28 protein-coding genes, 1 tRNA gene and 1 pseudogene are annotated in these 26,449 nt (G+C 67.9%); 24 read left to right on the top strand and 6 right to left on the bottom strand.

Annotated features, from left to right (window positions below; genetic code table 11):
- The first annotated feature begins 203 nt into the window (after window positions 1-203).
- The 4 genes from CHC08_RS35225 to CHC08_RS35210 all read left to right on the top strand — a co-directional run bounded on the left by CHC08_RS35225 (window position 204) and on the right by CHC08_RS35210 (window position 1,976).
- Window positions 204-686, top strand: coding sequence for a CarD family transcriptional regulator (locus CHC08_RS35225; RefSeq protein WP_030924410.1), 483 nt, complete (start codon window positions 204-206; stop codon window positions 684-686).
- Between the two features lie 2 nt (window positions 687-688).
- The gene (gene ispF, locus CHC08_RS35220) at window positions 689-1,183 is read left to right on the top strand and encodes a 2-C-methyl-D-erythritol 2,4-cyclodiphosphate synthase (RefSeq protein ID WP_179282387.1); all 495 of its coding nucleotides are present in this window, start codon (window positions 689-691) and stop codon (window positions 1,181-1,183) included.
- 166 nt (window positions 1,184-1,349) lie between these two features.
- Window positions 1,350-1,616, top strand: a complete 267-nt coding sequence (locus tag CHC08_RS35215; RefSeq protein WP_089211708.1) for a GlsB/YeaQ/YmgE family stress response membrane protein — start codon at window positions 1,350-1,352, stop codon at window positions 1,614-1,616.
- A gap of 93 nt (window positions 1,617-1,709) precedes the next feature.
- On the top strand, window positions 1,710-1,976 hold the full coding sequence (locus CHC08_RS35210) for a GlsB/YeaQ/YmgE family stress response membrane protein (protein ID WP_089211707.1): 267 nt from the start codon (window positions 1,710-1,712) through the stop codon (window positions 1,974-1,976).
- 539 nt (window positions 1,977-2,515) lie between these two features.
- Here the strand turns inward: CHC08_RS35210 and CHC08_RS35205 are convergent.
- Window positions 2,516-4,084, bottom strand: coding sequence for a DUF2637 domain-containing protein (locus CHC08_RS35205; protein WP_089211706.1), 1,569 nt, complete (start codon window positions 4,082-4,084; stop codon window positions 2,516-2,518).
- A gap of 390 nt (window positions 4,085-4,474) precedes the next feature.
- Between CHC08_RS35205 and cysS the strand changes: the two genes are divergently transcribed.
- From cysS to CHC08_RS35190, 3 genes are all read left to right on the top strand, one after another.
- Window positions 4,475-5,869: a cysteine--tRNA ligase gene (gene cysS, locus CHC08_RS35200; RefSeq protein ID WP_089211705.1), complete on the top strand. Its 1,395-nt coding sequence runs from the start codon at window positions 4,475-4,477 to the stop codon at window positions 5,867-5,869.
- A gap of 23 nt (window positions 5,870-5,892) precedes the next feature.
- Complete coding sequence (gene rlmB, locus CHC08_RS35195; RefSeq protein ID WP_089211704.1) at window positions 5,893-6,885, top strand: 23S rRNA (guanosine(2251)-2'-O)-methyltransferase RlmB; 993 nt, start codon at window positions 5,893-5,895, stop codon at window positions 6,883-6,885.
- Window positions 6,886-6,955: 70 nt separating this feature from the next.
- Window positions 6,956-7,028, top strand: a tRNA-Thr gene (locus tag CHC08_RS35190).
- Window positions 7,029-7,207: 179 nt separating this feature from the next.
- On the opposite strand, the pseudogene CHC08_RS53045 reads toward CHC08_RS35190, so the two are convergent.
- Window positions 7,208-7,456 (bottom strand): annotated as a pseudogene (locus tag CHC08_RS53045) (tyrosine-type recombinase/integrase); the annotation flags it as partial.
- Between the two features lie 8 nt (window positions 7,457-7,464).
- On the opposite strand from CHC08_RS53045, the gene CHC08_RS48710 reads away from it, so the two are divergent.
- Window positions 7,465-7,710 (top strand): hypothetical protein, encoded by a 246-nt coding sequence (locus tag CHC08_RS48710; RefSeq protein WP_143653466.1) that lies wholly within the window; start codon window positions 7,465-7,467, stop codon window positions 7,708-7,710.
- Between the two features lie 165 nt (window positions 7,711-7,875).
- Here CHC08_RS48710 and CHC08_RS35175 read toward each other — a convergent pair whose 3' ends face one another.
- Both CHC08_RS35175 and CHC08_RS35170 read right to left on the bottom strand, forming a co-directional pair.
- Window positions 7,876-8,091 (bottom strand): hypothetical protein, encoded by a 216-nt coding sequence (locus CHC08_RS35175; protein ID WP_089211702.1) that lies wholly within the window; start codon window positions 8,089-8,091, stop codon window positions 7,876-7,878.
- A gap of 282 nt (window positions 8,092-8,373) precedes the next feature.
- Window positions 8,374-8,937 carry a GNAT family N-acetyltransferase gene (locus tag CHC08_RS35170; RefSeq protein WP_089211701.1) on the bottom strand — a complete coding sequence of 188 codons (564 nt, stop codon included), beginning with the start codon at window positions 8,935-8,937 and terminating at the stop codon, window positions 8,374-8,376.
- Between the two features lie 66 nt (window positions 8,938-9,003).
- Here CHC08_RS35170 and CHC08_RS35165 point away from each other — a divergent pair, with 66 nt between their 5' ends.
- A complete protein-coding gene (locus tag CHC08_RS35165; protein WP_089211700.1) occupies window positions 9,004-9,783 on the top strand; it encodes a methylenetetrahydrofolate reductase in 780 nt (259 codons plus the stop codon).
- Window positions 9,784-9,811: 28 nt separating this feature from the next.
- Here the strand turns inward: CHC08_RS35165 and CHC08_RS35160 are convergent, their stop codons facing one another.
- Window positions 9,812-10,717: an SDR family oxidoreductase gene (locus tag CHC08_RS35160; RefSeq protein ID WP_089211699.1), complete on the bottom strand. Its 906-nt coding sequence runs from the start codon at window positions 10,715-10,717 to the stop codon at window positions 9,812-9,814.
- Between the two features lie 192 nt (window positions 10,718-10,909).
- Between CHC08_RS35160 and CHC08_RS35155 the strand changes: the two genes are divergently transcribed.
- The 5 genes from CHC08_RS35155 to CHC08_RS35135 all read left to right on the top strand — a co-directional run bounded on the left by CHC08_RS35155 (window position 10,910) and on the right by CHC08_RS35135 (window position 15,475).
- The gene (locus CHC08_RS35155) at window positions 10,910-11,848 is read left to right on the top strand and encodes a LysR family transcriptional regulator (RefSeq protein WP_089211698.1); all 939 of its coding nucleotides are present in this window, start codon (window positions 10,910-10,912) and stop codon (window positions 11,846-11,848) included.
- Window positions 11,849-12,021: 173 nt separating this feature from the next.
- A complete protein-coding gene (locus CHC08_RS35150; RefSeq protein WP_143653465.1) occupies window positions 12,022-12,351 on the top strand; it encodes a hypothetical protein in 330 nt (109 codons plus the stop codon).
- Between the two features lie 91 nt (window positions 12,352-12,442).
- Window positions 12,443-13,381, top strand: coding sequence for an aldo/keto reductase (locus CHC08_RS35145; protein WP_089211696.1), 939 nt, complete (start codon window positions 12,443-12,445; stop codon window positions 13,379-13,381).
- A 150-nt stretch (window positions 13,382-13,531) separates the two neighbouring features.
- Complete coding sequence (locus CHC08_RS35140; RefSeq protein WP_089211695.1) at window positions 13,532-14,371, top strand: helix-turn-helix transcriptional regulator; 840 nt, start codon at window positions 13,532-13,534, stop codon at window positions 14,369-14,371.
- 276 nt (window positions 14,372-14,647) lie between these two features.
- A complete protein-coding gene (locus CHC08_RS35135) occupies window positions 14,648-15,475 on the top strand; it encodes a helix-turn-helix transcriptional regulator (RefSeq protein ID WP_089211694.1) in 828 nt (275 codons plus the stop codon).
- Between the two features lie 3 nt (window positions 15,476-15,478).
- On the opposite strand, the gene CHC08_RS35130 is transcribed toward CHC08_RS35135, so the two are convergent.
- On the bottom strand, window positions 15,479-16,390 hold the full coding sequence (locus CHC08_RS35130) for a helix-turn-helix transcriptional regulator (protein ID WP_089211693.1): 912 nt from the start codon (window positions 16,388-16,390) through the stop codon (window positions 15,479-15,481).
- Window positions 16,391-16,575: 185 nt separating this feature from the next.
- Here CHC08_RS35130 and CHC08_RS35125 point away from each other — a divergent pair, with 185 nt between their 5' ends.
- The 10 genes from CHC08_RS35125 to CHC08_RS35080 all read left to right on the top strand — a co-directional run bounded on the left by CHC08_RS35125 (window position 16,576) and on the right by CHC08_RS35080 (window position 26,246).
- Window positions 16,576-17,412: a helix-turn-helix transcriptional regulator gene (locus CHC08_RS35125; RefSeq protein WP_089211692.1), complete on the top strand. Its 837-nt coding sequence runs from the start codon at window positions 16,576-16,578 to the stop codon at window positions 17,410-17,412.
- A gap of 484 nt (window positions 17,413-17,896) precedes the next feature.
- Window positions 17,897-18,397 carry a hypothetical protein gene (locus tag CHC08_RS35120; RefSeq protein WP_218825645.1) on the top strand — a complete coding sequence of 167 codons (501 nt, stop codon included), beginning with the start codon at window positions 17,897-17,899 and terminating at the stop codon, window positions 18,395-18,397.
- Window positions 18,398-18,454: 57 nt separating this feature from the next.
- On the top strand, window positions 18,455-19,396 hold the full coding sequence (locus tag CHC08_RS35115) for a fimbrial biogenesis chaperone (protein WP_143653464.1): 942 nt from the start codon (window positions 18,455-18,457) through the stop codon (window positions 19,394-19,396).
- Between the two features lie 209 nt (window positions 19,397-19,605).
- Window positions 19,606-21,522, top strand: coding sequence for a glycosyltransferase family 2 protein (locus tag CHC08_RS35110; protein WP_089211690.1), 1,917 nt, complete (start codon window positions 19,606-19,608; stop codon window positions 21,520-21,522).
- Window positions 21,523-21,613: 91 nt separating this feature from the next.
- Window positions 21,614-22,630 (top strand): energy-coupling factor ABC transporter permease, encoded by a 1,017-nt coding sequence (locus CHC08_RS35105; protein ID WP_089211689.1) that lies wholly within the window; start codon window positions 21,614-21,616, stop codon window positions 22,628-22,630.
- The gene (cbiQ, locus tag CHC08_RS35100) at window positions 22,630-23,397 is read left to right on the top strand and encodes a cobalt ECF transporter T component CbiQ (protein ID WP_089211688.1); all 768 of its coding nucleotides are present in this window, start codon (window positions 22,630-22,632) and stop codon (window positions 23,395-23,397) included. Before CHC08_RS35105 ends, cbiQ begins: the two co-directional genes overlap by 1 nt.
- Window positions 23,394-24,125, top strand: a complete 732-nt coding sequence (locus tag CHC08_RS35095; RefSeq protein ID WP_089211687.1) for an energy-coupling factor ABC transporter ATP-binding protein — start codon at window positions 23,394-23,396, stop codon at window positions 24,123-24,125. Before cbiQ ends, CHC08_RS35095 begins: the two co-directional genes overlap by 4 nt.
- A 104-nt stretch (window positions 24,126-24,229) precedes the next feature.
- Window positions 24,230-24,583 (top strand): STAS domain-containing protein, encoded by a 354-nt coding sequence (locus CHC08_RS35090; protein WP_089211686.1) that lies wholly within the window; start codon window positions 24,230-24,232, stop codon window positions 24,581-24,583.
- Between the two features lie 33 nt (window positions 24,584-24,616).
- Window positions 24,617-25,390, top strand: a complete 774-nt coding sequence (locus CHC08_RS35085; protein WP_089211685.1) for an SDR family NAD(P)-dependent oxidoreductase — start codon at window positions 24,617-24,619, stop codon at window positions 25,388-25,390.
- 91 nt (window positions 25,391-25,481) lie between these two features.
- Entirely contained in the window at window positions 25,482-26,246 is a 765-nt protein-coding gene (locus CHC08_RS35080; protein ID WP_089211733.1) for a crotonase/enoyl-CoA hydratase family protein, read from the top strand.
- Window positions 26,247-26,449 lie beyond the last annotated feature (203 nt).

Below are 26,449 nucleotides of genomic sequence, written 5' to 3'. Positions count from 1 at the left end.
TTCCCGGGTTTTCCGGTGGCCCACCTGATCGCCGGAAGACGAGGAACGCAGGTCATAGGTGCTTTTTAGACCTTTGATTCATACTGTTGAGCGCTTGTCAAGCCATAAGATGCGGCTTTGACCTGCAGTTATGGTGATTTCACTGTTCCGGGAGGCTGTGGATACGTGGTACTCTTGAGTACAGCGGAAGGGGTACTTGTCACATGACTTTCCAGGTCGGCGACACTGTCGTCTACCCCCACCACGGGGCTGCTCGGATCGAGGCGATCACGACCCGAACCATCAAGGGTGAGGAAAGGACCTACCTGGTTCTTAAGGTCGACAAGGGCGACCTTACCGTCCAGGTGCCGGCAGACAACGCCGAACTCGTCGGTGTTCGCGATGTCGTCGGACAAGAGGGCCTTGAGCGCGTTTTTGACGTGCTTCGCATGCCTCACACCGAAGAGCCTACGAACTGGTCCCGCCGCTATAAGGCCAACCTTGAGAAGCTGGCGTCCGGTGACGTCAATAAGGTGGCCGAGGTCGTTCGTGACCTATGGCGACGAGACAGGGAACGCGGACTCTCCGCAGGAGAGAAGCGCATGCTGGCAAAAGCACGGCAGATCCTGGTTAGCGAGCTCGCGCTCGCCGAGAAGACCAACGAGGACAAGGCCGAGGCTTTGCTGGATGAGGTTCTCAACTCCTGAACATGACATTTCCACGGGTGGGCGTCGGAGTCGACGTCCACCCGTTCGCATCCGGACGCGAGCTGCATCTCGCGGGCCTTCACTGGCCGGGCGAAATCGGCCTGGACGGTCACTCCGACGGTGACGCGGCCGCTCACGCCGCTTGTGACGCGCTGCTGTCCGCGGCGGGTCTCGGCGATCTGGGCGGGCTGTTCGGCACTTCCGATCCCCGCTGGGCGGGAGCCTCCGGCGTCACCCTGTTGCGGGAGGCCGCCGGCAAGGTGCGCGCCGCAGGCTTTGAGATCGGCAATGTGGCCATCCAGGTGATCGGCAACCGGCCCAAGGTGTCACCCCGCCGTGCGGAGGCCGAGAAGGCGCTCAGTGACGCCGTGGGCGCTCCGGTGAGCGTCATCGCCACCACGACCGACGGGCTGGGGCTCACCGGGCGTGGCGAAGGTGTGGCGGCCGTCGCCACCGCGATCGTGGTGAACCTGAACCCGGAGTCAGGCGTCTCTTAGTACAGAGCGTGAAAACGCTCCGGCGGGCGGTGCGGAATGCTCGTCGTACGTCCGAGGCGGTGGCCCGTTTCCTGGCGCGGTACGGGCCACCCCCTTTTTCCGGATGATCTGTGAATGTCCTGGGTAGCCCCCTATTGACCATGTCTCGTAACAGGGGGAGCTGGACATGATTGGATCGATTATTTCGGCGATCATCATCGGGGCCATCATCGGGGCGTTGGCACGACTCATCGTTCCCGGGCGGCAGAACTTCAGCTGGGGCCTGACACTCGTCGTCGGCATCGTCGCGGCGCTCATCGGCACCCTCATCGCGAGCGCGCTCGGTTTCGCCAACACGCGGGGGATCGACTGGTGGGAACACATCCTCCAGCTCGCGCTCGCGGTGCTGGGAGTGTTGCTCGTGGTCCAGATGGGGGCGAGGAAAACCCGCTGATCAGGAATTTTTCCATCGACAGGAATAACCTTGACCTGGGGGGTATCCACCTTCTTGTGAGAGTGAAGGGATCACGCTCACTGGGAGGTTGTAATGACTATCGCGTCAATCCTTGGGGCCATCGTCATCGGCGCTGTCATCGGCGCCCTCGGGCGGCTGCTGCTTCCCGGTAGGCAGCCGATCGGCTGGATCCTGACCATCGTCGTCGGCATCGTCGCAGCGCTCATCGGTACCGCGATCGCGCAGGTCCTCGGCGTGGCGACCACGAACGGCATCGACTGGATCGAGCTCGTCATGCAGGTCGTCCTCGCCATCGTCGGTGTCGGCCTGGTCGCCGGCCTGAAGCGATCCAGAGTCTAAAAACGGGATGGACCATCCCGGCCACCTCACCGAGGCATAACTGGACACCCTCCGGTCCGGAGGTGCCCGCGGTGACGCGCACGATGTCACCGCTTTCCAGGAGAACCCGCTCGGTCCCATCTGCACCGAGCGGGTCTCGGCCGTTTCATGCAGGTTCGAGGAGTATTCCGAACCGGCTTCCGGCCACTCCTGAAACGGGCACGGAGGTGAGCAATCGCCGGTCCGCAGCGGGGCGCCGCTCACCAACGTGTGAGCGAATAGCTGCGGGCCGGTCCACCATCGCGCGGAAGCCGCCGCCGAGCAGATCCAAAACCGTACGGAAGCCGCGGCCGGGTAAGTCCGACACCGCGTGGAAGCCGTCGGCGGACAGATCCAACATCGCGTGGAAGCCGTAGCCGGATAGATCTCACACCGTGTGAAAGCCGCCCTCGGGCAGGCTCCACGGGGGAGAAGCCGCCCTTGCCCGCGGCCTCTCCCCGGAGGTCACCACGCCCGGCTGTCCCTTCGGATCAGGCCGGGGACGCCGGAGACCGGGGTTTTCATTCGACCGGGGGGATCGGGGTGCTGCGCATCCGCCCGGAAGGCGGAGCCACGGTGTCCTTCTCGCGTGATCCGATTCCGAAGTCATCCTCGGGATCGGCGGCCTCGACACCGTGTGCGGGATCCGGGGACGATCCGTCGGCCGGCTCATCCTCATCGGCCGTCTCGCCCGCCGCGCGATCGGTCGTCTGATCGGGCATCGTGCGGATGGGCTGCGTGTCGGCGTCGCGGTCGTCCACCTGGGCGGCCTCCTCCGGGGCGTCGGTGCCGGAGTCCCAGGTCCTCACCCGCTCGCTGACCCTGCTGTCGGACCCGGACTCTTCTTCCCGCTTCTCCTCCCGTTTCCGTACGGCGTCCTGTGCGGTCTGCTTCCGCCCGGCCTCGGACGCGGCCTGCTCCTGTACGGCCTCCGGCGCGGTGCGGGGCGGATGGACGAGCATGTCGCCCTGGCGGGGCCGTACCAGGTCACCCCAGCGCATGGGCTTGGCCGGCGGGGGGACCTGGGGGGTCGGGAGGTCCGGGGGAAACTCGGTCACCTCGGGCGTCTCCGGGGCAGGGGTGGGGCCGACCACCGGGACGCTCGCCGGAAGATCGTGGTGCGGGGCGGACTCCAGCGGAGGGGCGGCCTGCGGGTCGAGCATGATCTCGGCCGCGGGATGGTGAACCAGCTGGCCGGGGCGGACGGACGGGGCCTGCCGATCGCGCTGGACGGGCAGGTCGTGCTGGTCCCGCTGGACCGGCTGGTCGTGCCGGAGCGGACGGTCCGGCTCGTCGCGGTGGACCGGAGGGACAGGCTCGTCATGCCGGGCCGAATGGACCGGCTGGTCGCGCCGGACCGGCTCGTCGTGCTGAGTCGGATGGACCGGTTCGTCGTGCTGAGCCGGATAGACAGGCTGGTCGCGCCGGACCGGGCGGTCGTGCTGAAGCGGGTCCGGATGGACCTGGAGGTCAGGGCGGCTCGGACGGGTCCTCCACTCCGGCTGGGCCGGGTGTTCCGCGGTCGGCAGGTCCGCGTCGGGGAACGGCACGATGTCGCGCTCGTGGTCGGCCGACGCCTCGTCGACGGCGCTCCGGCGCGCGGCGGCATGCTTGATCAGCAGGAGCCAGAGCCACAGGGCCACGACCAGGATCACCCAGGGGGCGACGGCGACCACGACGGCCGCCTGCCGTACGTCCATCGCCGCCGTGGTCCGCATGGCGGTCGTCACCTCGGCGGTGGCCGCGGCGGCGAACAGCAGCACCAGGATCACGCCTGCCTGAAGGCGGACCAGCCACCGACCGCCTCTCAGCAGGAGCACGCCGATCATCGCGATGACGAGCAGCGCGTCGAAGGCCGCCGGGTAGAGATAGGCGAGGTTGGGGCGGGCCTCGCCGATGATGGCGAGGTCACGCAGATCCTCGAAGGAGAGCACGCAGGCGGCGGCGGTGAGGGCGGCTACGCCGACTCCGGCGACGGCGATCCCGGCGCGGCGCAGGGCAACGGTCACTCGGCTCGGTTCGGCGGGTGCGGACAGGGTTGAGGACGGGCGGGAGATCGAGTCTGCCGCCGCGGGAGATTTCACGTCCATGGCGTCCCGAGCCTACAGAATCAGCACGCGGAGTGATCGACGGAGTCGATCAGGAAGATCGGGAAAGTTGCCCGGGGGAGAAACCGGCCCGGGGACGGGCCGCGGAGCCGTCCGATGGCGTGCGGGTGGGGTGGCCGATCTTCAAGAACGCCGTGCAGGGCGGGGACGGGGGAACTGCCCAGGCGGGGTGCGCTCCGATTCGCGAGAGCCGGCCGTATGGGTGTGGCGACCGGTCTGGTGTGTCATTTCTCAGTGGGTCGATCTATCCGGTGGATCTTTAAGTGGGTATGACCGGCATTCGCCACTTAATGTCCACAAAAGACTCTGCAAGGAGGCTTCAACGTCGCGCAACCCGGCTTGTGAGGGGAGGTGAGGCATTAACCTGGCCTCGTGAGTCTGCACCTATACGACACCAGCGTACGTACGGTCCGTGAATTCGTTCCGGTCGAACCCGGCCGGGCCTCTATCTACCTGTGTGGTGCCACCGTGCAGGCCCCGCCGCATATCGGGCACATCCGCTCCGGCGTCAACTTTGACGTGCTCCGGCGCTGGATGACCCGGTCAGGCTACGAGGTCAACTTCTGCCGGAACGTCACCGACATCGACGACAAGATCATTCGAGTCGCGGCGACCGAGGAGGTGCCGTGGTTCGTCATCGCCGAGCGTAACCAGCGCGCCTTCACCTGGGCCTACGAGGTGCTCGGCTGCCTTCCTCCGACGGTCGAGCCGCGAGCCACCGGCCACGTGCCCGAGATGATCGAGCTGATGGAGCGGTTGATCGCCGCCGGTCACGCCTACGCCGCCGATGGAGACGTCTACTTCGACGTCATGTCCTACGCGGACCAGTACGGCTCGCTGTCCAACCAGAAGCTCGAGAACATGCGGGCGGCGGGTGACACCGAGGCCGACTGCAAGCGTGATTCGCGTGACTTCGCACTCTGGAAGGGCGAGAAGCCGGGCGAGCCGACCTGGCCGACCCCGTGGGGCCGCGGCCGTCCCGGCTGGCACCTGGAGTGCTCCGCCATGGCGACGAAGTATCTCGGGTCGACCTTCGACATTCACGGCGGCGGCGTCGACCTGATCTTCCCGCACCACGAGAACGAGCTGACCCAGTCCCAGGCGGCCGGTGACGGCTTCGCGCGCTACTGGATGCACAACGGCATGCTCAAGATCGGCGCGGAGAAGATGAGCAAGTCGCTCGGCAACTCCCTGCTGATCCCCGAGGTCATCAAGAAGGTCCGCCCGGTCGAGCTCCGCTACTACCTGGCCGCCCCGCACTACCGGTCCCCGATCGAATACTCGGAGGAGGCGCTGTTCGAGGCCGCGACGGCCTACCAGCGCATCGAGGGTTTCGTCACCAGGGCGGCCGAGGTCATCCACGACGTCGACGCGCATGCGCCGCTGCCCCAGGCGTTCTCCGACGCGCTCGACGACGACCTGGCCACCTCACAGGCGCTCGCCGTGGTGCACGAGGTGGTCCGTGAGGGCAACGTCGCACTGGCTCAGGGCAACAAGGAGCAGGTGGCCAGGTTGCTGGCCGAGACACAGAACATGCTCGACGTGCTCGGTCTCGACCCGCGCTCGGAGCAGTGGCGCTCCTCAAGCCGCGACACCGGCATGCGCGCGACCGTTGACGCGCTGGTCACCGTGGCTTTGGAGCAGCGGCAGGCGGCCCGTGCCCGAAAGGACTTCGCGGCGGCGGACAGCATCCGTGACCAGCTTGCCGACGCCGGGATTCACGTGGAGGACACCCCCCAAGGTCCGCGTTGGGAACTGTCGCGGTAAAAGCAGGCCGTACTCTAGTCAGCATGGCTGGTGGGGGTAATAAGGGGTCCGGGCGACCCGCGAAGAAGAAGAGTCCGAGCAAGGGCACCGGCGGCAATGTCCGCCGTGGTCTGGAAGGCAAGGGGGCTACCCCGCCGGCGCACCTGCGGCACTGGCACAAGGACAAGGCGCGCAGCGAGCGGATCGATCGCGAGGAGAAGGGCGGCGGCGGATCTTCCTCCGCCCGCCCCTCGATCTCCTCTCGCACCACGGTCCGCACGAGGCGGAGTGAGGACGCGCCGGAATACATCGGCGGTCGTAACCCCGTCGTCGAGGCGCTCAGGGCGGGTGTGCCCGCGAGCACGCTCTACGTCGCCATGCGCATCGACAACGACGACCGCGTCAGGGAGTCGATCCGGCTCGCCGCCAACAACGGCATCGCCATGTTGGAGGTCGGCAGGGACAAGCTCGACCGCATCACCGAGGGCGCGATCCACCAGGGCATGGCCCTGCAGATCCCGGCGTACGACTACGCCCACCCCGAGGACCTGGTCCGCATCGCCCAGGACGCCGGTGAGGCGCCCCTGATCGTGGCCCTCGACAGTGTGACCGACCCGCGCAACCTCGGCGCCATCGCCCGTTCGGCCACCGCCTTCGGTGCTCACGGCATGGTCATTCCCTCCCGTCGTTCGGCCGGAGTGACGGGAGGCGCCTGGAAGACCTCGGCGGGCACGCTGGCCACCATGACGGTCGCCCGTGCGGCCAACCTCACCGCCGCGCTGCGCGAATACCGCGACGCCGGCCTGTTCGTGATCGGCCTGGACGGCGAGGGCACGGTGGACATCGGCGACAGCGATCTCCTCGACGGCCCGCTGGTCGTCGTCGTGGGCTCGGAGGGCAAGGGCCTGTCCCGCCTGATCCGCGAGTCCTGCGACATGATCGTCCGTATCCCCATGCAGGGTGCGGCCGAGTCCCTCAACGCGGGCGTCGCCGCGGGCATCGCCCTTTACGAGGTGGCCCGCCAGCGTCGTCGCTAGCTTTTCCGGTTCGCCGCCCTGTCCCGGTGACGTGCGGGGCGCGAGCCGACTACACTCGTCTGGCGACCATGCCGACGTAGCTCAATCGGCAGAGCAACAGTCTTGTAAACTGTAGGTCAGGGGTTCGATTCCCCTCGTCGGCTCGCAACAAAGGCCAGGTCAACCGATATTCGGTGACCTGGCCTTTTGCTGTTCGCTGAAACTTTGTGATCTTCCGTGCCCCTTGCGTGCCCGATGGCTTCTCGTGCCCTCCTGCCCGCGCCTTCTTGAATGCCTGCCCGAGTGCCCGAGCGATGACCTTGTCCCGGTCCTGGCTGGCGTGCTGGTAGATCAGCGCCGCCCGTGTAGAGGAGTGCCCCATACGGGACATCAACTCTTTGAGGCTCGCCCCACTGGAGGCCGCCAGGGTGTTGCCGATGTGGCGGAGATCATGAAAATGGAGATCGGGGAGCTCGACAGCCGCACGGACCTTGTCCCATGTCCGGCGGAATCCCGAGTGCTTCAACGGCCCATCGTTGGGACCGGTGAAGACGCGTCCGTCTGGCGGCCTATCGTCGTCATGGCTTACGATCGCTCATCATGTTTGGCCCCCGAATTTTTCTGATACTGGGTTCGCTCGCGCTTCTCATCGGTGGGTGCCAAGCCGCAGGCAGCGCCGCAAGATACGCTCCTGGACGGCCCATCGTTTTCGCCCTGGTCGGCATCGGCCTGATGCTTGGCGCGCTCGCCCTGGCCATCATCGAACAGCAAGAAAAAAAGCAAGAGCCTCCGGCGGGGGCACTCCGGCTCCAGGATGATCGTCAGGAGCAAGAGCCAGGTTCGTAGTGGCTGGAGGCTGGAAGATCCGGCGGGCGGGGTATATGCGTCCGCACGAGGTTCTCAGGGACCGTGACCGCCCTCGATGGAGTGGCGACCACGCCCTGCGCCTGGATCGACGCGCAGGCCGGACCGCCCTTTTGTGGCCGCCGAGCCCAGGACGAGGAGGCCGCGTCAGACGGTCGGCGAAGCGGCGCCGCCTGCACCCTCGACGCGGCGGGTGCGGCCGAGCTGGTAGAGGACCACGACCAGCGCGACGAGGACCAGGCCACCGAGGCCGTAGCGGACGGCGTCGCCGAGGTCACTGGCGATCACCACGGTCTCCGCGCCGATCAGGACGGGGAGGAGCGCGGGGAGCCGGACGGTGGAGCGGGAGGCGGGGGCGGCCATGGTCTTCTCCTTGGCGGGTGGCGGATATCGGTCGTTCGAGGGCTTGGCTGCAGGAGAGCCCGTCCCCGGCCCGCGCGAGATGCCTGTCTGCCGAGAGACGGCGGTTCGTGCGGCGCTGTCTAAAGGTAACGCTACCTAGTTAGGATTACAACCTAGGTAGGTGCGGCTACCTACCCGGCCACACGGAGGCTCCAAGGTCTGCGGGTGCGGAACCTCCCGCATTCGCTCTACAGATACCTGTGGCGTTCGGCAGGCCGTGCCGCTCCACCAAGCGGCGGTTGCTCACAGGGCGAGATCGCGGCGCCACCTGTGCAGAGTGATGTCATGGCCCTTGCGTTCAAAGGTCATCGGTTCCTCGTCGGTCAGGTGAAAGCCGGTAGCCCGCGCTACGGCGACGCTTGCCGCGTTTGCCGGATCAATCCGTAGAACCAGCCCGCGCATCCCGAGCGAGGTGCGGGCGTAGCCGGCCATCAGCTCAACAGCACGAGCCGCCAACCGCTCTCTCCGGTGCTGAGCGCCGATCGCGTAGGCAAGTTCGGCCACCCCGGGCTCATCGGCCGTACGGAAGAGCAGAATCTCCCCTTGTGCTTCACCATCATCCCTAGTGATCGCGAGTTGCATGCCGCGATCGGCGGCACGCGCTCTACGCGACTGAGACAGGTACTCCTGAGCGGCGTCGAAGTCGAACGGCGAACGTAGCGGGGTCCAGCGATCGACCTGCGGTTCGTCGAAAAGGGCGACCATGACAGGAAGGTCTTCGTCGGTCCACTCGCGGAGGTGAATCCCGAGGTCCGACAGCCGGACATCGGGAGGAAACTGACCTTCAGCACTATCTGGCGCCATCATGACGTTGATTATGCTTGGAAACGCTCTGGCGGCTTTACCCTGGCGTGTTTTCGGTAGGGTCCCAGCATGTCTGATCATCGTTTCGAGTTGGTTTGTGAGATCGAACCGCCTACCCGGCCGGACCTGACGCGGGTGCGCCATCAGATCGGCGTGCTGAGCGCGGTGGCCGACTCGTTCCTGATCCCTGACAACCACATCGGGCGGGCGACGGTGTCGAGCGTGGCGGTCGCCCACGAGGTGCAGGCGATGGGTGCCCGCGGCATCGCCTGCCTGAACTCCCGTGACCGCAACCTGCTCGGACTCCGCAGGGACCTGCTGACGGCCTCCGCGTACGGGGTGGAGCGGTTCCTGTTCGTCTACGGCGACAAGCCCACCGTCGGCGGGCGCACCAGCGAGTTGACGGTGCGGGGCATGATCGAGGAAGCGCGGGGCACGGCCGAGGACCCGGCGTTCGCCGGCCGTAGGCCCTTCCAGGTCGGCGTCACGTCCGGCCTGCGCCCGGTTCCGACGTGGAAGAGCGCGGCGGACTTCGTGTTCGTTCAGGTCAGCTACTCGGTCGATGCTCTGCTGCGCTGGCGCGAGAGCGTCTCCCTGCAGGTTCCCGTCTACGCCGGGGTGATGGTGCTGGCCAGCGCGGGTATGGCCCGTAACCTGGCGGCCACCATCCCGGACATCGACATCCCCGACCGGTTGATCGACGACGTCGAGCGTGACCGCAATGCCGGGGTGGACGCGGCGTGCGAGCAGATTCTGGCCATTCGCGACAGCGGCGCCTTCGACGGCGTGCACCTGGTGCCGGTCAGCCGGTATCGGGAGGTCGCGGCGCGTCTCGAACGCGAATTGTGAACGCCTGGCAGCCAACACGGCTCCCGGGCTAGTCGTTGAAGTAGTGGCCTTCGTCGATGTCCGGGATCAGCGCGGACCCCTCCGGCTTCCATCCCAGCCGGTCACGGGTCAGTGCGCTCGACGCCGGGTTGTCGATCGCCACCAGGCGGCTGAGGAAGGCGAAATGGTCGTCGGCGTCCTCGGGGGTGATGCTGACGGCCGGCAGCCTCAGCCGGCGGCCGATCGCCTCCGCGATGTCTCGGAACGGCACGCCCTCCTCGTCGATCGCGTGCAGGCGTGAGCCGGCCGGGGCGGCTTCCACGGCCAGCCGGAACAGGCGCGCCGCGTCGAGCCGGTGCACGGCGGGCCAGCGGTTCGCCCCGTCGCCGACATAGGCGGACACTCCCTTCGCCCGGGCGATGTCGATCAGAGTCGGAACGAAGCCCTTGAGGTCTCCCTCGCCGTGCACCAGCGGCGCGAGCCGTACCGCGGACGAGCGCACGCCGCGCTCGCCCATCGCGATCACCGCGAGTTCGGTCGGAAGCCGTAGCGCCCCCAATCCTTGGAGATCGCCGGTGTCCGCCTCCGTGCTCAGGTGCCCGGGCGTGAGGCCCAAGATTCCCGAGGTGAACGCGAAGGGTTTGCCGGAGCCTTCGAGCGCCGCGCCGATCGCCTCGACCGCGCCGCGTTCTACCTGGGCGCGAGCGGCCGGGTCCGTGGTCTCGGAGATGTGCTTGTTGGCCGCGTGAACGACCCCGTCCGCCGCGGCGGCGCCGGCGCGCAAGCTGCCGAGGTCTTCCAGATCGCCGCGGTGCGCCTCCACGCCGATCGCCGACAGTACGGCGGCGGCCGCGTCTGAGCGGGCCAGGCCGAGAACCTGATGCCCTGCGTCGAGCAGCTCGCGGACGACCGCGGATCCGACGTATCCCGTCGCGCCCGTAACAAAAACACGCACAGTGAGAATCCCTTGGATGATTTCGAGTCGATCCGGCACCGGAAGGCGACGGGCTGGTAGCTCCACGCTAGGAACGACCCGGAACGTGTGTCCAAGGCCTGTTTCGAATCGGGTGATACGCAGAAAACATCACCGCAGGTCACAGCGATCTCCCGAGGGTCGGTCGGCGAGCCACGTAACTACACTGAGGGCATGCCCGACTCGCCGACCCCTCCGGCGGACCTCGACCTGCGCCTGGTGCGGTATTTCACCGTCGTCGCCGACCACCTGCATTTCGGCCGCGCCGCCACCGCCCTCCGCATCGCCCAGCCGTCCCTGAGCCGGCAGATCCGCCGCCTCGAACAGCAACTGGGCGCCCGCCTGCTGGACCGCACCCCGCAGGGCAGCAGGCTCACCGAGGCCGGAGAGATCTTCCTCCCGCTCGCCAGGGCGCTGCTGCGATCCGCTGCCCAGGCCGCGGCCCTCACCCGTGCCGCAGCCGACCCCACTCGGATCACCATCGGCTACACCAGCAACCTCATCGTCACCCCGGCAGTGCGCGAACTGCGCCGTCGGCACCCCGACGCCGACGTGCACACCCTGCATCTGGCCTGGAACGACGCCCGCGCGGCACTGCTCGATCACCGAGTGGACGCGGTGGTGACCCGGCTGCCGATCCGCACCGACCAGCTGCACGTGACGGTCCTTCGCGACGAGCCCCGAGCGCTCCTGATCCCCCTCGGCCACCGCCTGGCCGGCAAGGAGTCCGTCACCCTCGACGACATCGCCGACGAGCCCCTTCCCCGGGTGCCGGACCCGGCCTGGAACGCCTTCTGGCGCGTCGACCCCCGACCCGACGGAAGCCCGGCGCCCGACGGTCCCATCGTCGAAGGCGTCGAGGACAAATTCGAACTCATCGCCAGTGGGCAGGCCATATCCATCATCCCGGCCGGCAGCCTCCACGGCAGCCCCCGCCCCGACCTCACCACGGTCCCCCTGCACGGTGTCGAGCCGTGCCACGTCGTGCTGGCCACCCGTGCAGGCGATCGCGACCGCCTCGTGGCCGCCTTCCGCAAATACGCCCAAGCCCACCTCACCGGTCCCGATCCGGTCGAACCGGCAAGCGCCACTTCCGTACGCGCCGAGGGATGACCGGCCGTATCAGCGGCTTGGATCGGACACGGCCTGGCTGAAGGGTCATAGGAAGGGTCACAGCGGGGCGTTGGGCGCGGCGATCATTGCCCTTCGTGGATGGATCGCTACTTTGTGTATGCAGCCTGTCGATGCGCAAAATCGGAATCGCCCCGACTGACCGGAAGAAGGACATGCACAGTAACCGCCGACCTGGCTCCCTTGTCATGCTCGTCTCGGCATTGGCGATCGCCACCGCCTGCGCCCTCACCTCCGCGGCGGCGGCCGCGGCTCCTCCCATCGACGGCGTCGCCGCGGCCAAGAAGAAGGCCGAACAGTGCTCTTCGGGGGCGAAGCGGTGTGCCGAGAACCCTGACGGCCGTAAGGGCAAGGACGAGGCCAGGCAGGCGCCGGACGACGCCGCGTCGGTCACGGGTGGAACGTGCGAGGTGAAGCTGCCGCCCAAGCCCAAGGCCTCTGACGTCTCCGCCCCGGTGACCGGTATCTGCAAGCTGGGCTCGTGACCTCCCTGAACATCCGTACACGGTGAATCCGGCGCATTCTCGCGTGGCACGACTTGACCTGGAGTGAACTCCAGCCTGCATCGTGGCTTCCATGACACACATCCCCCTCGCCCTGGGCACCATCCCGTTCGGCACCGTCCTCGACGACAGGGCCGTGTTCGCGATCCTCGACCGGTTCGCCGAGGCCGGTGGCGCCCTGCTGGACACCGCGAACAACTATCCGTTCTGGAACGAGGGGGCCACCGGCGACGAGAGCGAGCTGGCCATCGGCCGCTGGCTGGCCGCCCGGGGCAACCGCGACCGGGTGGTGCTGAGCACCAAGTGCGGCGGACGGCCGACCGTTCCCGGCGATCGGACCCTGGACTCCGCCGAGGGTCTGTCCGCCACGGCGATCGCCGCGGCCGCCGAGGGCAGCCTGAGGCGGCTGGGCGTCGATCACGTCGACGTGTACTGGGCTCACATCGAGGACCGCTCCGTCCCCCTGGAGGAGACCCTGGGCGCCTTCGCCGAGCTGGCGCGGGCGGGCAAGGTCCGCGAGATCGGCGCGAGCAACGTGCCGGCCTGGCGCCTGGAGCGCGCCCGTGCCACCTCGCGGGCAGGCGGCTGGCCGCTCTACACCAACGTGCAGCTCCGCCACACCTACCTGCGGCCCCGGCCCGGAGTACGGCTGCCCGAGTCGGGCCACGTCCTGGTCCAGGACGACATGCTCGACTACCTGCGCTCGGAGCCCGGCCTGACCCTGTGGGCGTACAACACGCTCATGTTCGGCGCCTACACCCGCGAGGATCGTCCGATCCAGGAGATCTACGACCACCCGGGCACCACGCGCGGGCTCGCCGTACTGCGAGAGATCGCGGGCGAGCTGGGCGTGACCGTCAACCAGGTGGTGCTGGCCTGGCTGATCGGCGGAGACGTCACGACGGTCCCGATCGTCGGCGTGAGCTCCATCGCCCAGCTGGAGGAGGCCCTGGGCGCCCTGGACCTCAAGCTCGACGGCGAGCATCGCGCCCGTCTGGACGCCGCCCGGTGACGCGGCCCGGCGGGCCGGGCCGCTGAAAGAACGGTTCGATCCCGAACCGTCAGGTCGTTCGAACGCGGAGGGGGACCGGTAGGGGGCAGTTTCTTACCCTGGGTGCGGTACTGCCACCCTCCCAATGGATTCCCGACATACCATTACGAAATGGACAGCGACAAGCTCCTTGGGGAGTTCTTGCGCGCTCGGCGCGAGGCCACCACACCGGTACAGGTGGGGCCGCTGAGCTCTGGTCCCCGTCGGACGGCGGGACTGAGCCGGGAAGAGCTGGCGATGCTGGCCGGCGTCAGCCTCGACTACTACACCTGTCTGGAAGAGGGATACGAAGGCCACCCGTCCAAGCGCGTGCTCGGTGCCCTGGTGCGGGTGCTGGCCCTCGATCCCGAAGCCGCGGCGCACCTGCACGAACTCGCGAACCCGGGAACATCGCAGGGCAGGACGATCGGCCAGTCGCAGCGGGTCAGCCCGGAGCTGCTGCGGCTGATGCGCGGCTGGCCGCGGACCCCGGCGATGGTGTGCGGCCTCCGGATGGAGGTGCTGGCCGTCAACCCGGTGTCCGCCGTGCTCTACCGCGGAATGAAGTACATGGACAACCTGCTGCGGATGATCTTCCTGGATCCTGCCGCGCGCGAGTTCTACCGGGATTGGGAGCAGGTCGCCAACGCCAGGGTGGCCCACCTGCGCACCGCCGTGGGGCCGGACCTCGACGATCCGTACCTGACCGAGCTGATCGGCGAACTCTCGGCGGAAAGCGCGGACTTCCGCCGGATGTGGGCCCGCCCCGACCCACCCGTCGTCCCCTGTGAGACCCGTGAGACCAAGCACTTCTACCGTCATCGCGAGGTCGGCAACCTGACCCTGACCTGCGAGGTGTTCAACGTCAACAGTGCTCCCGGCCAGCAACTGATCACCCTTCACGCCGAGGCCGGCAGTTCTTCCGAGCACGCGCTGTCTCTGCTGGGCAACCTGGCCGCCACGACGCCATGACGGTCGTCTCGGGTGGGACGTTCGAGACGCCGTAGCGGGACCGGCCTGCTCTCCCTGACCGGCCATCGGCGTGACGCCGCGCGGCATCACATGCGTGGTCGCCGCACAAGAGGAGCCTGTCCGCTGTCCCTTTGGGTCTCACCCGTGGCGGGGCCTGGGGCCGCCTCGCCTGCCCTGTCCCCGAGGTCCCCGGGCAGGAATCCAGCGTCTCGACCGGACCGTTCCTGGGAGCGATGCTGCCACCTTTTTGTCTGATACCAGGCGTACGGTGACAAAATGGACAGCGACAAGCTCCTCGGTGAGTTCCTGCGCGCCCGGCGCGAGGTCACCACTCCCGAGCAGGTGGGACTGCTGGACGTCGGTCTCCGCCGTACGCCGGGGTTGCGCCGGGAGGAGGTGGCGATGCTGGCCGGGGTCAGCACCGACTACTACGTCCGCCTGGAACAGGGGCGTGAACGCCGTCCGTCCGAACAGGTGCTGACCGCCCTCGCCCGGGTCCTGTGTCTCGGTCCCGACGCGACCGACTACCTCTACGAACTCGCACACCCCCTGGCACGACCGCACAAGCAGGGAAGCCAGATGGAGCAGGTCAGTCCGGAGCTGCTGCGGCTGATGCGCGGCTGGTCGCACATCCCGGCGTTCGTGACCGGCCGCCGGCTGGACGTGCTGGCCAGGAACCCCCTGGGCAGCGTCCTCCACGATGGACTGGAGTACGCGGACAACCTGCTGCGGCTGGTCTTCCTGGATCCCGCCGCGCGCGAGTTCTACCCGGACTGGGAGCAGGTCGCCAGGGTCAGGGTGGCTCACCTGCGGGGAGTCGCGGGAACGGACCTCGACCACCCGTACCTGATCGAGCTGGTCGGTGAACTCTCCCTCAAAAGCGCGGACTTCCGTCGCCTGTGGGCACGCCATGACGTGTCCGGCATAGTCAGCGAGGACAGGCGCTTCCGCCATCGCAAGGTCGGCGAGCTGGACCTGACCAGCGAGGTGCTCAGCGTCGCCAGTGCCCCCGGTCAGCAACTGGCCATCTTTCATGCCAAGCCCGGCAGCTCCTCCGAACGGGCACTGGCCCTGCTGGCCGACCTCGCCGCCCTGACGCGATGAGGGTCACAACGTGACCGGTGGGCTGTGATCGGCGGCGTCGGACGAGAGCTCGGGTGAAGGTTGTGAAGGCTGAGACGGGGAGTCGAGGCCGGCGTCCTGGGCGGCGATGCGGCCCAGAGCCTTCAGAGCGTGTTCGGAAGAGCTTCCCGGCTCGGCGGACATGATGATGAGTTGCTGACCGGGAGCGCCGTTGACGGTCAACGCCTCCCAGGAAAGAGACAGCTCGCCGACCTCGTCGTGGCGAAGCCGCTTGACCTCGCTGAGTCTGGTCCGCACATCATGGCGTGCCCACAGGCGACGGAAATGCTCGCTGTGAGTGGAGAGTTCCTCGACCAGCCGGGGCAGGAACGGGTCATGGGGGTTCGCTCCCACCGCGATGCGCAGCTGGGCCGTCTTGGCGCAGGCGGCCTTCTCCCAGTCCGCGTAGAAGTCCTTCGCCTGTGGGCTGAGAAAGATCGTCCGCAGGCAGTTGTCCTTGTGGGTCAGCCCCTTGTAGAGGGCCTCGGTCAGGGGATTGGTGGCCAGCACGTCCAGCCGGCGGCCGATCACGAATGCCGGCGTGTGGTTCCAGCTTTTCAGGAGCCGCCGCAGGCCCGGACTGACCTGCTCCATCCGTTTGCCCTGCTTGTGCGGTCGCGCCAGAGGGTGGGTGAGTTCGTAGAGGTAGTCGGTGGCGTCGGAGTCGAGACGCAGGACTCGCGCGAGGGCGGTCAGCACCTGGTCGGACGGACGGCGTTCACGCCCCTGTTCCAGGCGGACGTAGTAGTCGGTGCTGACCCCGGCCAGCATCGCCACCTCTTCACGGCGCAACCCGGGCGTCCGGCGGCGTCCGGAATGCTTCAGACCGACGTCGTCAAGGGTCGTGGCTTCGCGCCGGGCGCGGAAGAAGTCGCCAAGAAACTTGTCACTGTCCATCGCAACACGGTATGGGGGAATCGTGTCAGGAAGGTGGCCGTATTACTCCCACGCAGCGTGCTCCCGTCGAAAGACGGTCCCGTTTGGCACTCCATGACGTGCCAGGACCGGCCTTGAAGGTAGACGGCGGAACCTGGGAGTAGCACGACCACCCTGTTAACGAATAAATGACATACCGTTACGAAATGGGCAGTGACAAGCTTCTGGGCGAGTTCCTGCGCGCTCGGCGCGAGGTCACCTCGCCGGAACGTGTGGGGGTGCTGCGTTCCGGTCCCTCCCGGACGCCGGGACTGCGCCGGCAAGAGGTGGCGATGCTGGCCGGGGTCAGCACCGACTACTACGTCCGCCTGGAACAGGGACGCGAACACCGTCCTTCCGATCGGGTGCTCGACGCCCTGGTACGGGTGTTGGACCTCGGCCCCGACGCGGCGGCGCACCTGTACGAACTCGCCCACCCCGGGTCGCGGCAGCGCGGGACGACCCGCCGGACGGAGCGGGTCGACCCGCACCTGCTGCGACTGATGCACAGCTGGCCGCACACCCCGGCGTTCGTGTTCGACCGCTGGCAGGACGTGCTGGCCAGGAACCCGCTGGCCGCGGCCCTCCACAGCGGGCTGAAATACACGGACAACATGCTCTCGCTGCTCTTCCTGGATCCCGCCGCGCGCGACTTCTACCGGGACTGGGAGCAGATCGCCCGCCTCAGGGTGGCCCAGCTGCGCGCCGCCACGGGAGCGGATCTCGACAATCCGTACCTGACCGAGCTCGTCGGCGAGCTCTCCCGGGGAAGTGCGGATTTCTGCCGGATTTGGGCGCGTCATGACGTATGCGGCGTGTCCCGGGAGCTCAGGCGCTTCCGCCACCACGAGGTCGGCGAGCTGGAGCTTGTCTGCGAGTTGTTCGACATCGCCACCGCCCCCGGCCAGCAGCTGGTCATCTTTCATGCCGAACCCGCCAGCCCTTCCGAGCAGGCCCTGGCCCAGCTGGGCAACCTCGCAACCATGGCGTCGTGCGACCCCTGAACTTCGGGGGCGTGCGACCGGCCGTCGGTGACGGGCCCGGAAAGCCGGTGACGCCTTCACGGTCGAGAGCCGGTGACACCTTTACGGCCGCCTGACGCCGGCTGATCTTTCGCTCCCGGAGAGGGCGGGCAGGCCAGGAGTCGCCGGCCGAGCCTCGTTGCCCAACCGGATCGGTGGAAACGGGGAGATCTCGCCCGTAGGCGCGCTCATATACGCGCGCGGGATGTCCAGGGCGATGCGCGTATGCGCGCGCCGATCGTGACGTCCTGTGCGATGCGCGTATGCGCGCGCCGATCGTGACGTCCTGTGCGATGCGCGTATGCGTTGATCGCGACGTTCTGTGTGATCGGTCGGATTTATGACCTTCAGTGAAGTGGCGACACGACCTCTAGATGCTTGCACGTTTTGTGATTGTCTGACTACTGTGAGCGAAAAGATCTTGGGGGTTTTCATGTCAACGGTATCTAAAGCCCGTTTAATACTTATGAGTCTCATGATGACGGGCGTCACGGTCGGGCAGATGTCCGGCCAGATGACGACGGCCCAGGCGGACACCAGCACCGACACCACCGTCGCGAACGTGGAGGTCGGACTGGCGATCACGCTGACCGAGCTGACCCCCACTTTCACCCTGAGCGGCAATCCCGGTGACACGGTGACCGACGCGGACGCCGTCACCATGAGGGTGACGACGAACAACTTCGCCGGTTACAGCGTCACGGTCCAGCCGACGTCTCCGAATCTCACCCCCTCGATCGGGTCCAACACCGACGTCATCCCGATGAACCTGCTGGAGGTCAGCGGACCGATCCAGGCGGGCGCCTACGTTCCGCTGAATCCCGCCGTCCCGGTGCAGGTGGCACGGAAGGACGAGCGGTCGGTGGACGACGGCGACGTCATCACCAACGGCTACCGGATCACCATCCCGGCCGTCCGTCCGGACACCTACAGCGGCACGCTCCTCTACTCCGCGATCACCCTGTAGAGCACTCGCCAAACGACCGTATTAGGGGGCTGCGCAGTGGTCCGAACGTTTCAGCGCGTGATCGCCGCATTCCTGATGGCAGGCGGCGTCGCGTCGGTGGCGTATCCGGCGGCATCTGGGATGTCGGGCGCGGCCCCTGATCCGGACTTCTCACTGATGGTGAGTCCGACGAGACTCGTCATCGAACCCAAGGCGATCGGCGATCCTCAGTCGTTCATGGTCACGAACAAGGGACGGTTGCCGGTCGACATCATCGTCAACCGGACCGACTTCACCACGGACCGGAACGGAAAGGTGATTTTCCAGCCGAGTTCCCCTCATTCGGCGGCCGACTGGCTGAAGGTCGGGCCCAGCGACTTCCGGCTGGCTCCCGGTGGGCAGCAGCGGGTGGCCGTACGGATCGACCTTCCGGCGAAGCCCGAGAACGGGGAGCACCAGGTCGCCCTGCTCTTCGTGGCGCCTGCCGGTCCCGGCGGCGGCAACATCAAGCTCAATCGGGCGATCGGCACGCCGCTCTACATCACGGTGCCGGGGCCGATCGACACCTCGGTACGGGTCCACGGACTACGCGTGCCGGAGTTCGCGATGGGCGGGCCCGTGGAGTTCGGGGCCACCGTCGACAACCTCGGAACCGTGCACCGGGACTTCTTCGGGAAGAAGAGCCTGAACGTCCGTGTGGACGGGCGCGACATCCCGTTCCCTGACTTCACCGTGCTCCGCGGGACCAGCCGGGAGGTCGCCGTCACGTGGGATGACCCGCCGTTCATGTGCATCTGTCACGTGACGGTGTCGGCCTCCGGCACCGACGGGACGTCCAGCCAGGCCAGAACCCTGATCATTTTCCCGGTCCACCTCCTCGCGCTGCTGGCCGGAACGGCGGTGGCGTTCTATGTCCTCGTGCGGCTGGTACGGCGGCGCTACCGGAGACATCTGCTCGGGGCCGCGCGGGCCCTGCACGAGCAGAACCGCGACGATCTCGACCAGAACGAGAAGGTGTAGGCCCGGGGCCAAGGATGCCCGGGTTGGAGGGGCAAGCCGCACGAACCGGGTGCTTTTCACCAGGTACGGCGACCTCGGCGTGCGAGTGGGAGGACCAACAAAATAGACAGCGGGAAGGACCAACAAAGTAGATCGGCCGCCTGCACGCCACTCTTCGTCACATACTGAGACGCTACATAAGCGCTATGTGACCGACGAGGGGCCCGGCGGTGACGAGAACGATTCTCCAGCGAGTCAGCGTGGGGCGCGGCAGCGAGATCGCGAAGGAAGAGACCGGTCAGTCTGACGTGGACGTCAGCGTGATCGTGCCTGTCCACAACTGCAGGCCCTATCTGGACCGGTGCCTGACGTCCCTGCTGATCCAGCGGGTCAGCCTGGAGGTCGTCGTCGTGGACGACGGTTCCACCGACGGCAGCGCCGAACTGCTCGACCTCTACGCCTCCTGCCACCGCGGCGTCGTCCGCGTCATCCGGCAGGCGCATTCCGGCGGCGCCGGCCGCCCGCGCAACGTCGGGCTCTCCCATGCTCGCGGCAGATACGTGTTCTTCTGCGACGCGGACGACTACCTCGGTTCCGAGGCGCTGGAGCGGATGCTCGCGATGGCCGACCGCAACGGCTCGGACATGGTCCTCGGGAAGATCGTCGGACATGGCCGCAAGGCGCCGATCTCGATGTTCCGCGAGAGCGCGGACCAGGTGCCGCTTGAGGACAGCACGGTCTACAACAGCCTGAGCTGCTTCAAGCTGTTCCGCAGGGAGATGCTGGAGCGGCATGCCATCGCCTTCGACGAGACCATGCTCGTGGGCGAGGACCTCATCTTCACCACCCACGCCTACTGCCACGCGGACGTGATCTCGGTGGTCGCCGACTACGACTGCTACCACTTGGTCGCCCGGCCCGACGGCACCAGCATCATGCAGCGGAAGGAGAGCCGCGACCCGGTCTCCTGGCTACAGATGATCAAGCGGCCGATCGAGCTGATGGTCGATCACATACAGCCCGGCACGCTCCGTGACCACCTCCTGCGGCGCCACTTCCGGATGGACGCCTTCGGCAGCCTCGGCAGGCCCTTCCTGGCGGCGGAGTCCGTCCAGCGCAAGGAGATCGTCGCCGAGGTGACCGACATGTGCGAGCGGTGGCTGACCGACGGGGTCCGCGCCCGGCTCCCCGCGATCGACCGGAGCCGCATCGCCGCGCTCGAGGACATCGACCGGCTGGTACGGCTGGCGCACATCGAGTCGGCGGCGGTCCGCCGGGAGCTCACCGGGCTTCGCTGGGAGCGCGAGGGCCGGCTGACCGTCTCCGGCAGGGTCGCGCTGAGCACGCTGGAGCAGGACGGACGTCCGGAGATCGTCGGGGGCGCCCTCGCCCTGGTGCTGCGGCGCAGACCCGGGGGCGCCGGGCCGCTCGCCGACCTCGTGGTCTCGGTGACCGACATCGTGGTCCCCGTGACGGGCGACTGCGAGGAGTTCACCGGGCTCGTCGATGTCGCGGAGCTGTCCTCCGGCGTCTGGGACGTTTATGTGAGCGTCGAGTTCGAGGGCGTTCCCCGTCTCGCCCGGCTCGGCGCCGACCGGGACGGGCGGATCGCCCAGCCGGTGGCCCACATGGTCGGCGACGTGGTCGCCCTGCCCTACTTCACCCGGCCCTACGGCAATCTCAGCCTCGACATCGGCGGTTACGTGGTCGGCGTCCCCGGGGGCGTGCGGTTGGCGCGCACCCGCTGGACGGCCGGAAACAGGCTGGTGCTCGACGGCAAGGTCACCGTGGGCACCGCCACTCCGGCGACGCGCGCCGTACGGCATCTGGTGTGGCGCGAGCGGGAGTCGGGGCGGGAGCGGCGCGTGCCGGTCACGGTCAGGGCGGGCGGTGCGTTCACCATCCGGCAGGCGATGGGCCGCCTGGGGCCCGGCACCTGGGACGCCTACCTGGAGCTTGACCTGGGAGGGCCGCCCGCGCGCTTCCGGATCGAGGCGACGGCGGAGACGATCGTGCCGCCGCGCACGTGGTGGAGGGGGCTGGCCAGGTGGAGCGTCAGGCCCTATGCCACGGCGGGAAAGGGACGGCTCAGCACGGTGGTCCGCACTTTCGGCCCCAGAACGCTGATCCGGCGGCTGCTCCGTTAACCTTTCGGCCATCGATGCGTTAATGCCAGTCTGTTGCAACTACAACCCCATGGCCTAAAGTAAGGGACGATTCCGCACTTGGGGGCTTGTCGTGCACGTACCAGATGGCTTTTTCAACGTAGCCGTGTCGCTCTCGGCGGGAGTCGTCGCGGCGGCCGGTGTCGCGGTCTGCCTGCGCGGTGCACGACGCGAGCTCGACGATCGGACCGCCCCCATGGCGGGCCTGGTCGCCGCCTTCATCTTCGCCGTCCAGATGCTCAACTTCCCGGTGGCCGCGGGCACGAGCGGCCACCTCCTCGGCGGCACGCTCGCCGCCATACTCGTCGGACCCTATACGGCCGTGTTATGCGTGGCCGTGGTCCTGCTCGTGCAGGGTTTCTTCTTCGCCGACGGCGGTCTGACCGCGCTCGGCATCAACATCACGCTCATGGGCATCGTCGCGATCCTGGTCGGATGGTTCGTCTTCCGCCTGATCACCCGGACCCTGAGCAGCAGGACCGCCGTCGTGGCGGCCTCGTTCGTCGCCGCGCTGATCTCGGTGCCCGCCGCGGCCCTGGCGTTCAGCCTGCTGTTCTGGATCGGCGGCACCGCGCCCATCGACGTCGGCACGGTCGCGATGGCCATGGGCGGCGTGCACGTGCTCATCGGCATCGGCGAGGGGCTGATCACGGCGGTCACCGTCAGCACCGTGCTGGCGATCCGGCCCGACCTCGTGTACGGCGCGCGCGGGCTGGCCGTGCCGCTGGTCCTGCGCGGCGCCGGCGGCGACGTCACGGTGACCCGGGAGTCCCCGGTGCCGGTGTCCTCGCGCCGTCCCGGCTGGTTCCTGCCGGCGGGTCTCGCGGTGGTGGCGCTGCTCGCGGGCATCGTCAGCTTCTACGCCTCCTCCTCACCCGACGGCCTGGAGCGGGTCGCCCAGGACAAGGGCTTCATCGGCCAGGCCACCGATCACTCGCTGGCCGAGCAGCCGCTCGCCGACTACGGCGACGCGGGAGGCATCCCGGTCGGCGTGGCCGGTCTGATCGGTGCCGGGGTGACCCTGGCGGCGGGTGGCGGGTTGTTCTTCGCGGTGCGTCGCCGTACCCGCAAAGAAGAGGTATCCGTCTAGTGGGTGCGGGTCATCATCATCAGCTCTACCGGGCCGGCGACACGCTGATCCACCGGTTGCCGCCCCAGTGCAAGCTGGCGGCGGTGGCCGGGTTCGCCCTGGTGGTGGTGGCCACCCCGCGCGAATGGTTCTGGGCCTTCGGGCTCTACGTCCTGCTCCTGGCCGCCGTGGCGCTGGCCGCGCGGGTCCCGGCCGGCTTCGTGCTGCGGCGGATGGTGGTCGAGATCCCGTTTGTGGTCTTCGCGGTGGCGATCCCCTTCATCGGGCTCGGCGAGCGGGTGTCCTTCATGGGGCTGTCGCTCAGCGTCGCGGGACTGTGGGCCGCCTGGAACATCCTGGCCAAGGCCACCCTGGGCGTGATCGCGAGCGTCCTGCTGGCCGCCACCACCGAGCCCCGGCTGATGTTGCTGGGCGCGCAGCGGCTGAAGCTGCCGCCGCTGCTGGTGCAGATCGCGATGTTCATGCTGCGCTACATGGACGTGATCCTGGAGGAGATGCGCCGGATGCGGGTGGCCAGGGAGTCACGGGGATTCGTGGCCAGGGACGTACGGCACATCCCGGTGATCGCCAGATCGGCCGGGGCGCTGTTCATCCGTTCCTATGAGCGGGGCGAGCGGGTGCACCTGGCGATGCTCAGCCGCGGCTACACCGGCTCGTTACCGATCATCCAGGATCTGTCCGCCTCGTCGCGGCAGTGGCTCATTGCCGGTATGTTGCCGGGCGCGGCGCTCGTGACGCTGCTCGGGACCTGGGGGTTGCTGGCATGACACCTTCTCTGGAGGTGAGCCGTCTCGCGTATGCCTATCCGGACGGCACGCAGGCGTTGTTCGGCGTGGACTTCGCGATCGGGCGCGGGGAGCGGGTCGCGCTGCTCGGCCCGAACGGCGCGGGCAAGACGACGCTGGTGATGCATCTCAACGGCATCCTGACCGCGGGACACGGCACGGTGACCGTGGCCGGGCTGCCGGTCGCCAAGAATTCACTCAAGGAGATCCGCAGGCGGGTCGGGCTCGTCTTCCAGGACCCCGACGACCAGCTCTTCATGCCGACCGTCCGCGAGGACGTGGCCTTCGGCCCGGCCAACCTCGGGATCACGGGCGAGGAGCTGGAACGCCGGGTCAAGGACGCGCTGGATCGCGTGGGCATGCTGGAGACGATCGACCGGCCGCCGCACCACCTGTCCTTCGGCCAGCGCCGCCGGGTGGCGGTGGCGACCGTACTGGCCATGGAACCGGAGATCCTGGTGCTGGACGAGCCGTCGTCGAACCTCGACCCGGCCTCCAGGCGTGAGCTCGCCGAGGTCCTGAGGGGTCTCGACGTGACCGTCCTGATGGTCACCCACGATCTGCCCTACGCGCTGGAGCTGTGTGATCGCGCTCTCATCCTCTCCGGCGGGGTGATCGCCGCAGACGGGCCGACCAGGGAGATCCTCTCCGACGCGGACCTTCTCGCCGCCCACAGGCTCGAACTGCCGTACGGCTTCGCTCCGCCCTGAGGGATTTTCTAGTAAAGGATCATGAATGATCGTAGAGTTGCATGACCTCGCGCGCCGTGTCGGCGAAGTAAAGTAGGTCTGCCCCATGGGCGCGAGGAGGACTGATGAAACTACGGTTGGCTCGCCGCGCTGTTGGTGACGCCGTGGTGGTGGCCATCGAGGGTGAGCTTGACCTCTTCACCGCTCCCTTCCTGCGAGACGAGGTCCGCGACGCCATCAAGCTCGACGGCGCCTGGCTGGTCCTCGATCTCACGGCCCTGTCCTTCATGGACTCCAGTGGCCTGTCCGTGCTGATCGAGGCATGGAGGCTGGCCACGGGGGAGGGCGGCGGGGTCTCCCTAGCCGCGCCCCAGGCGCCGGTCGCGCGGATTCTGCGCACGACAGGGCTTGACCGGCGGATAAAGGTCTATCCCGATGTCGGCAGCGCCATCGGCGGAAATTTAGCCCACCCCGAGTAGAACTTCATTCGGTCTCCGCGTTAAAGTCCGCTCATGGACCTGAACGGAGCAGCAGCAATCATCTCGGGCGGTGCCAGTGGCCTCGGCGAGGCCACGGCCCGCGACCTCGCCGCGCACGGTGTCACCGTCGTCATCGCCGACCTCAACGAGGAGCGCGGCAAGTCCCTCGCCGACGAGCTCGGCGGGGTCTTCGTCAGGACCGACGTGTCCGACGAGAACCAGGTGCAGGCGGCCGTGGACGCGGCGGTGGCGATCGGCAAGCCGCTGCGCGTCGTGGTGAACAGCGCGGGCATCGGCTGGGCCACCCGGACGGTGAACCGCGACGGCTCGCCCCACGACCTGGCCTCCTACCGCAAGGTCATCGAGGTCAACCTGATCGGCACCTTCAACCTCATGCGCATCGGTGCGGCGGCCGTCGCCAAGACCGAGCCGGTCGACGCTGACGGCCAGCGCGGCGTAGTGATCAACACCGCGTCGGTGGCGGCGCTGGAGGGCCAGGTCGGCCAGGTGGCTTACTCGGCGTCCAAGGGCGGCATCGTCGGCATGACCCTGCCGGCCGCGCGTGACCTGGCCGCCGTCGGCATCCGCGTCAACACCATCTGCCCGGGCATCATCGACACCCCGATCTACGGCTTCTCGCCCAACGCCGAGGAGTTCAAGGCCAAGCTCGTGGCCCCGGTGGTCTTCCCCAAGCGCATGGGGCAGGCCGCGGAGTTCGCACAGCTGGTGCGCTCGCTGATCGAGAACGACTACATGAACGCCGAGACGATCCGTTTCGACGGCGGCATCCGCTTCCAGCCCAAGTAGGAGTCATCCGGTGTCTGACGCGTCCGGCAATTCCACGCACCCCTCAGAGGCCACTGACGCCACTGAGGCCACCGCAGCCACCGCGGCCGCCGTGTCCGAAGAAGTCCTGGTCGAGGTAGAGGACGGCGTCGCCGTCATCACGATCAACCGCCCCCGGGCCAGAAACGCGGTCAACGGCGCGGTCGCCCGGGGCATCGCGGCGGCACTGGACGAGCTGGAGGAGCGCAAGGACGTCGCCGCCTACGTCCTCACCGGGGCCGGCGGCACGTTCTCCTCGGGTATGGACCTGAAGGGGTTCATGACCGGGGACTTCCCGGTTCTCGCGGGCAGGGGTTTCGGCGGCATCGTCGAGGCGCCGCCGAAGAAGCCGATCATCGCCGCCATCGAGGGCTACGCCCTGGCCGGCGGCTGCGAGCTGGCCCTGGCCTGCGACATCATCGTCGCCTCCGAGGAGGCCAAGTTCGGGCTGCCCGAGCCCAAGCGAGGCCTGGTCGCGGGGGCCGGTGGCGTGATGCGGCTGCCGCAGCGCATCCCGTACCACATCGCGATGGAGATCGCCCTGACCGGCGACCACTTCCCGGCCTCCCGACTGTACGAGCTCGGCCTGGTCAATCACGTCACGCCCGCGGGCGGGGCGCTGGCCAAGGCGCTCGAACTGGCGAAGAAGATCGCAGGCAACGCTCCGCTGGCCCTCGCCGCCACCAAGCGCGTGATGGTCGAGTCCGCCGACTGGAGCAGGGACGAGATGTTCAAGAGGCAAGGAGAGATCATCAACCCGGTGTTCGGCTCCAAGGACGCGATGGAGGGCGCGGCGGCCTTCGCCGAGAAGCGCGCCCCCCAGTGGAAGGGCGAGTAGCCCTTCGGGTCCGTTCCGTCCGCTCTCCGCGCCGCCGGGCGCGATCCGTGGGACCGTTGGGTCCGTGGGATCGCGCCCGTCGCGTTCATGATCACCTGGACCGAGTGGGTCTGCCGGGTCGCGCCCGGCGCGATTGTGACCATTTGGATCGGTTTAGGGCCGCCGGATTCGCAGGGTTGTGCCCGGTGCGTTCATGGCCTGTT

Origin of the sequence: Streptosporangium subroseum (genome assembly GCF_900188345.1) — a bacterium.
Classification (GTDB): domain Bacteria; phylum Actinomycetota; class Actinomycetes; order Streptosporangiales; family Streptosporangiaceae; genus Streptosporangium; species Streptosporangium subroseum.
Note: the sequence above shows the minus strand (reverse complement) of the source record. Positions and strands in the feature narration are given on the sequence as shown.

Bases quoted from the DNA above. Each gene is read 5' to 3' on its own strand.
- CHC08_RS35225 (WP_030924410.1), top strand. From the start codon at position 204: ATGACTTTCCAGGTCGGCGACACTGTCGTCTACCCCCACCACGGGGCT.
- ispF (WP_179282387.1), top strand. From the start codon at position 689: ATGACATTTCCACGGGTGGGCGTCGGAGTCGACGTCCACCCGTTCGCA.
- CHC08_RS35215 (WP_089211708.1), top strand. From the start codon at position 1,350: ATGATTGGATCGATTATTTCGGCGATCATCATCGGGGCCATCATCGGG.
- CHC08_RS35210 (WP_089211707.1), top strand. From the start codon at position 1,710: ATGACTATCGCGTCAATCCTTGGGGCCATCGTCATCGGCGCTGTCATC.
- CHC08_RS35205 (WP_089211706.1), bottom strand. From the start codon at position 4,084: ATGGACGTGAAATCTCCCGCGGCGGCAGACTCGATCTCCCGCCCGTCC.
- rlmB (WP_089211704.1), top strand. From the start codon at position 5,893: ATGGCTGGTGGGGGTAATAAGGGGTCCGGGCGACCCGCGAAGAAGAAG.
- CHC08_RS48710 (WP_143653466.1), top strand. From the start codon at position 7,465: ATGTTTGGCCCCCGAATTTTTCTGATACTGGGTTCGCTCGCGCTTCTC.
- CHC08_RS35175 (WP_089211702.1), bottom strand. From the start codon at position 8,091: ATGGCCGCCCCCGCCTCCCGCTCCACCGTCCGGCTCCCCGCGCTCCTC.
- CHC08_RS35170 (WP_089211701.1), bottom strand. From the start codon at position 8,937: ATGATGGCGCCAGATAGTGCTGAAGGTCAGTTTCCTCCCGATGTCCGG.
- CHC08_RS35165 (WP_089211700.1), top strand. From the start codon at position 9,004: ATGTCTGATCATCGTTTCGAGTTGGTTTGTGAGATCGAACCGCCTACC.
- CHC08_RS35155 (WP_089211698.1), top strand. From the start codon at position 10,910: ATGCCCGACTCGCCGACCCCTCCGGCGGACCTCGACCTGCGCCTGGTG.
- CHC08_RS35150 (WP_143653465.1), top strand. From the start codon at position 12,022: ATGCACAGTAACCGCCGACCTGGCTCCCTTGTCATGCTCGTCTCGGCA.
- CHC08_RS35145 (WP_089211696.1), top strand. From the start codon at position 12,443: ATGACACACATCCCCCTCGCCCTGGGCACCATCCCGTTCGGCACCGTC.
- CHC08_RS35140 (WP_089211695.1), top strand. From the start codon at position 13,532: ATGGACAGCGACAAGCTCCTTGGGGAGTTCTTGCGCGCTCGGCGCGAG.
- CHC08_RS35135 (WP_089211694.1), top strand. From the start codon at position 14,648: ATGGACAGCGACAAGCTCCTCGGTGAGTTCCTGCGCGCCCGGCGCGAG.
- CHC08_RS35130 (WP_089211693.1), bottom strand. From the start codon at position 16,390: ATGGACAGTGACAAGTTTCTTGGCGACTTCTTCCGCGCCCGGCGCGAA.
- CHC08_RS35125 (WP_089211692.1), top strand. From the start codon at position 16,576: ATGGGCAGTGACAAGCTTCTGGGCGAGTTCCTGCGCGCTCGGCGCGAG.
- CHC08_RS35120 (WP_218825645.1), top strand. From the start codon at position 17,897: ATGAGTCTCATGATGACGGGCGTCACGGTCGGGCAGATGTCCGGCCAG.
- CHC08_RS35095 (WP_089211687.1), top strand. From the start codon at position 23,394: ATGACACCTTCTCTGGAGGTGAGCCGTCTCGCGTATGCCTATCCGGAC.
- CHC08_RS35090 (WP_089211686.1), top strand. From the start codon at position 24,230: ATGAAACTACGGTTGGCTCGCCGCGCTGTTGGTGACGCCGTGGTGGTG.
- CHC08_RS35085 (WP_089211685.1), top strand. From the start codon at position 24,617: ATGGACCTGAACGGAGCAGCAGCAATCATCTCGGGCGGTGCCAGTGGC.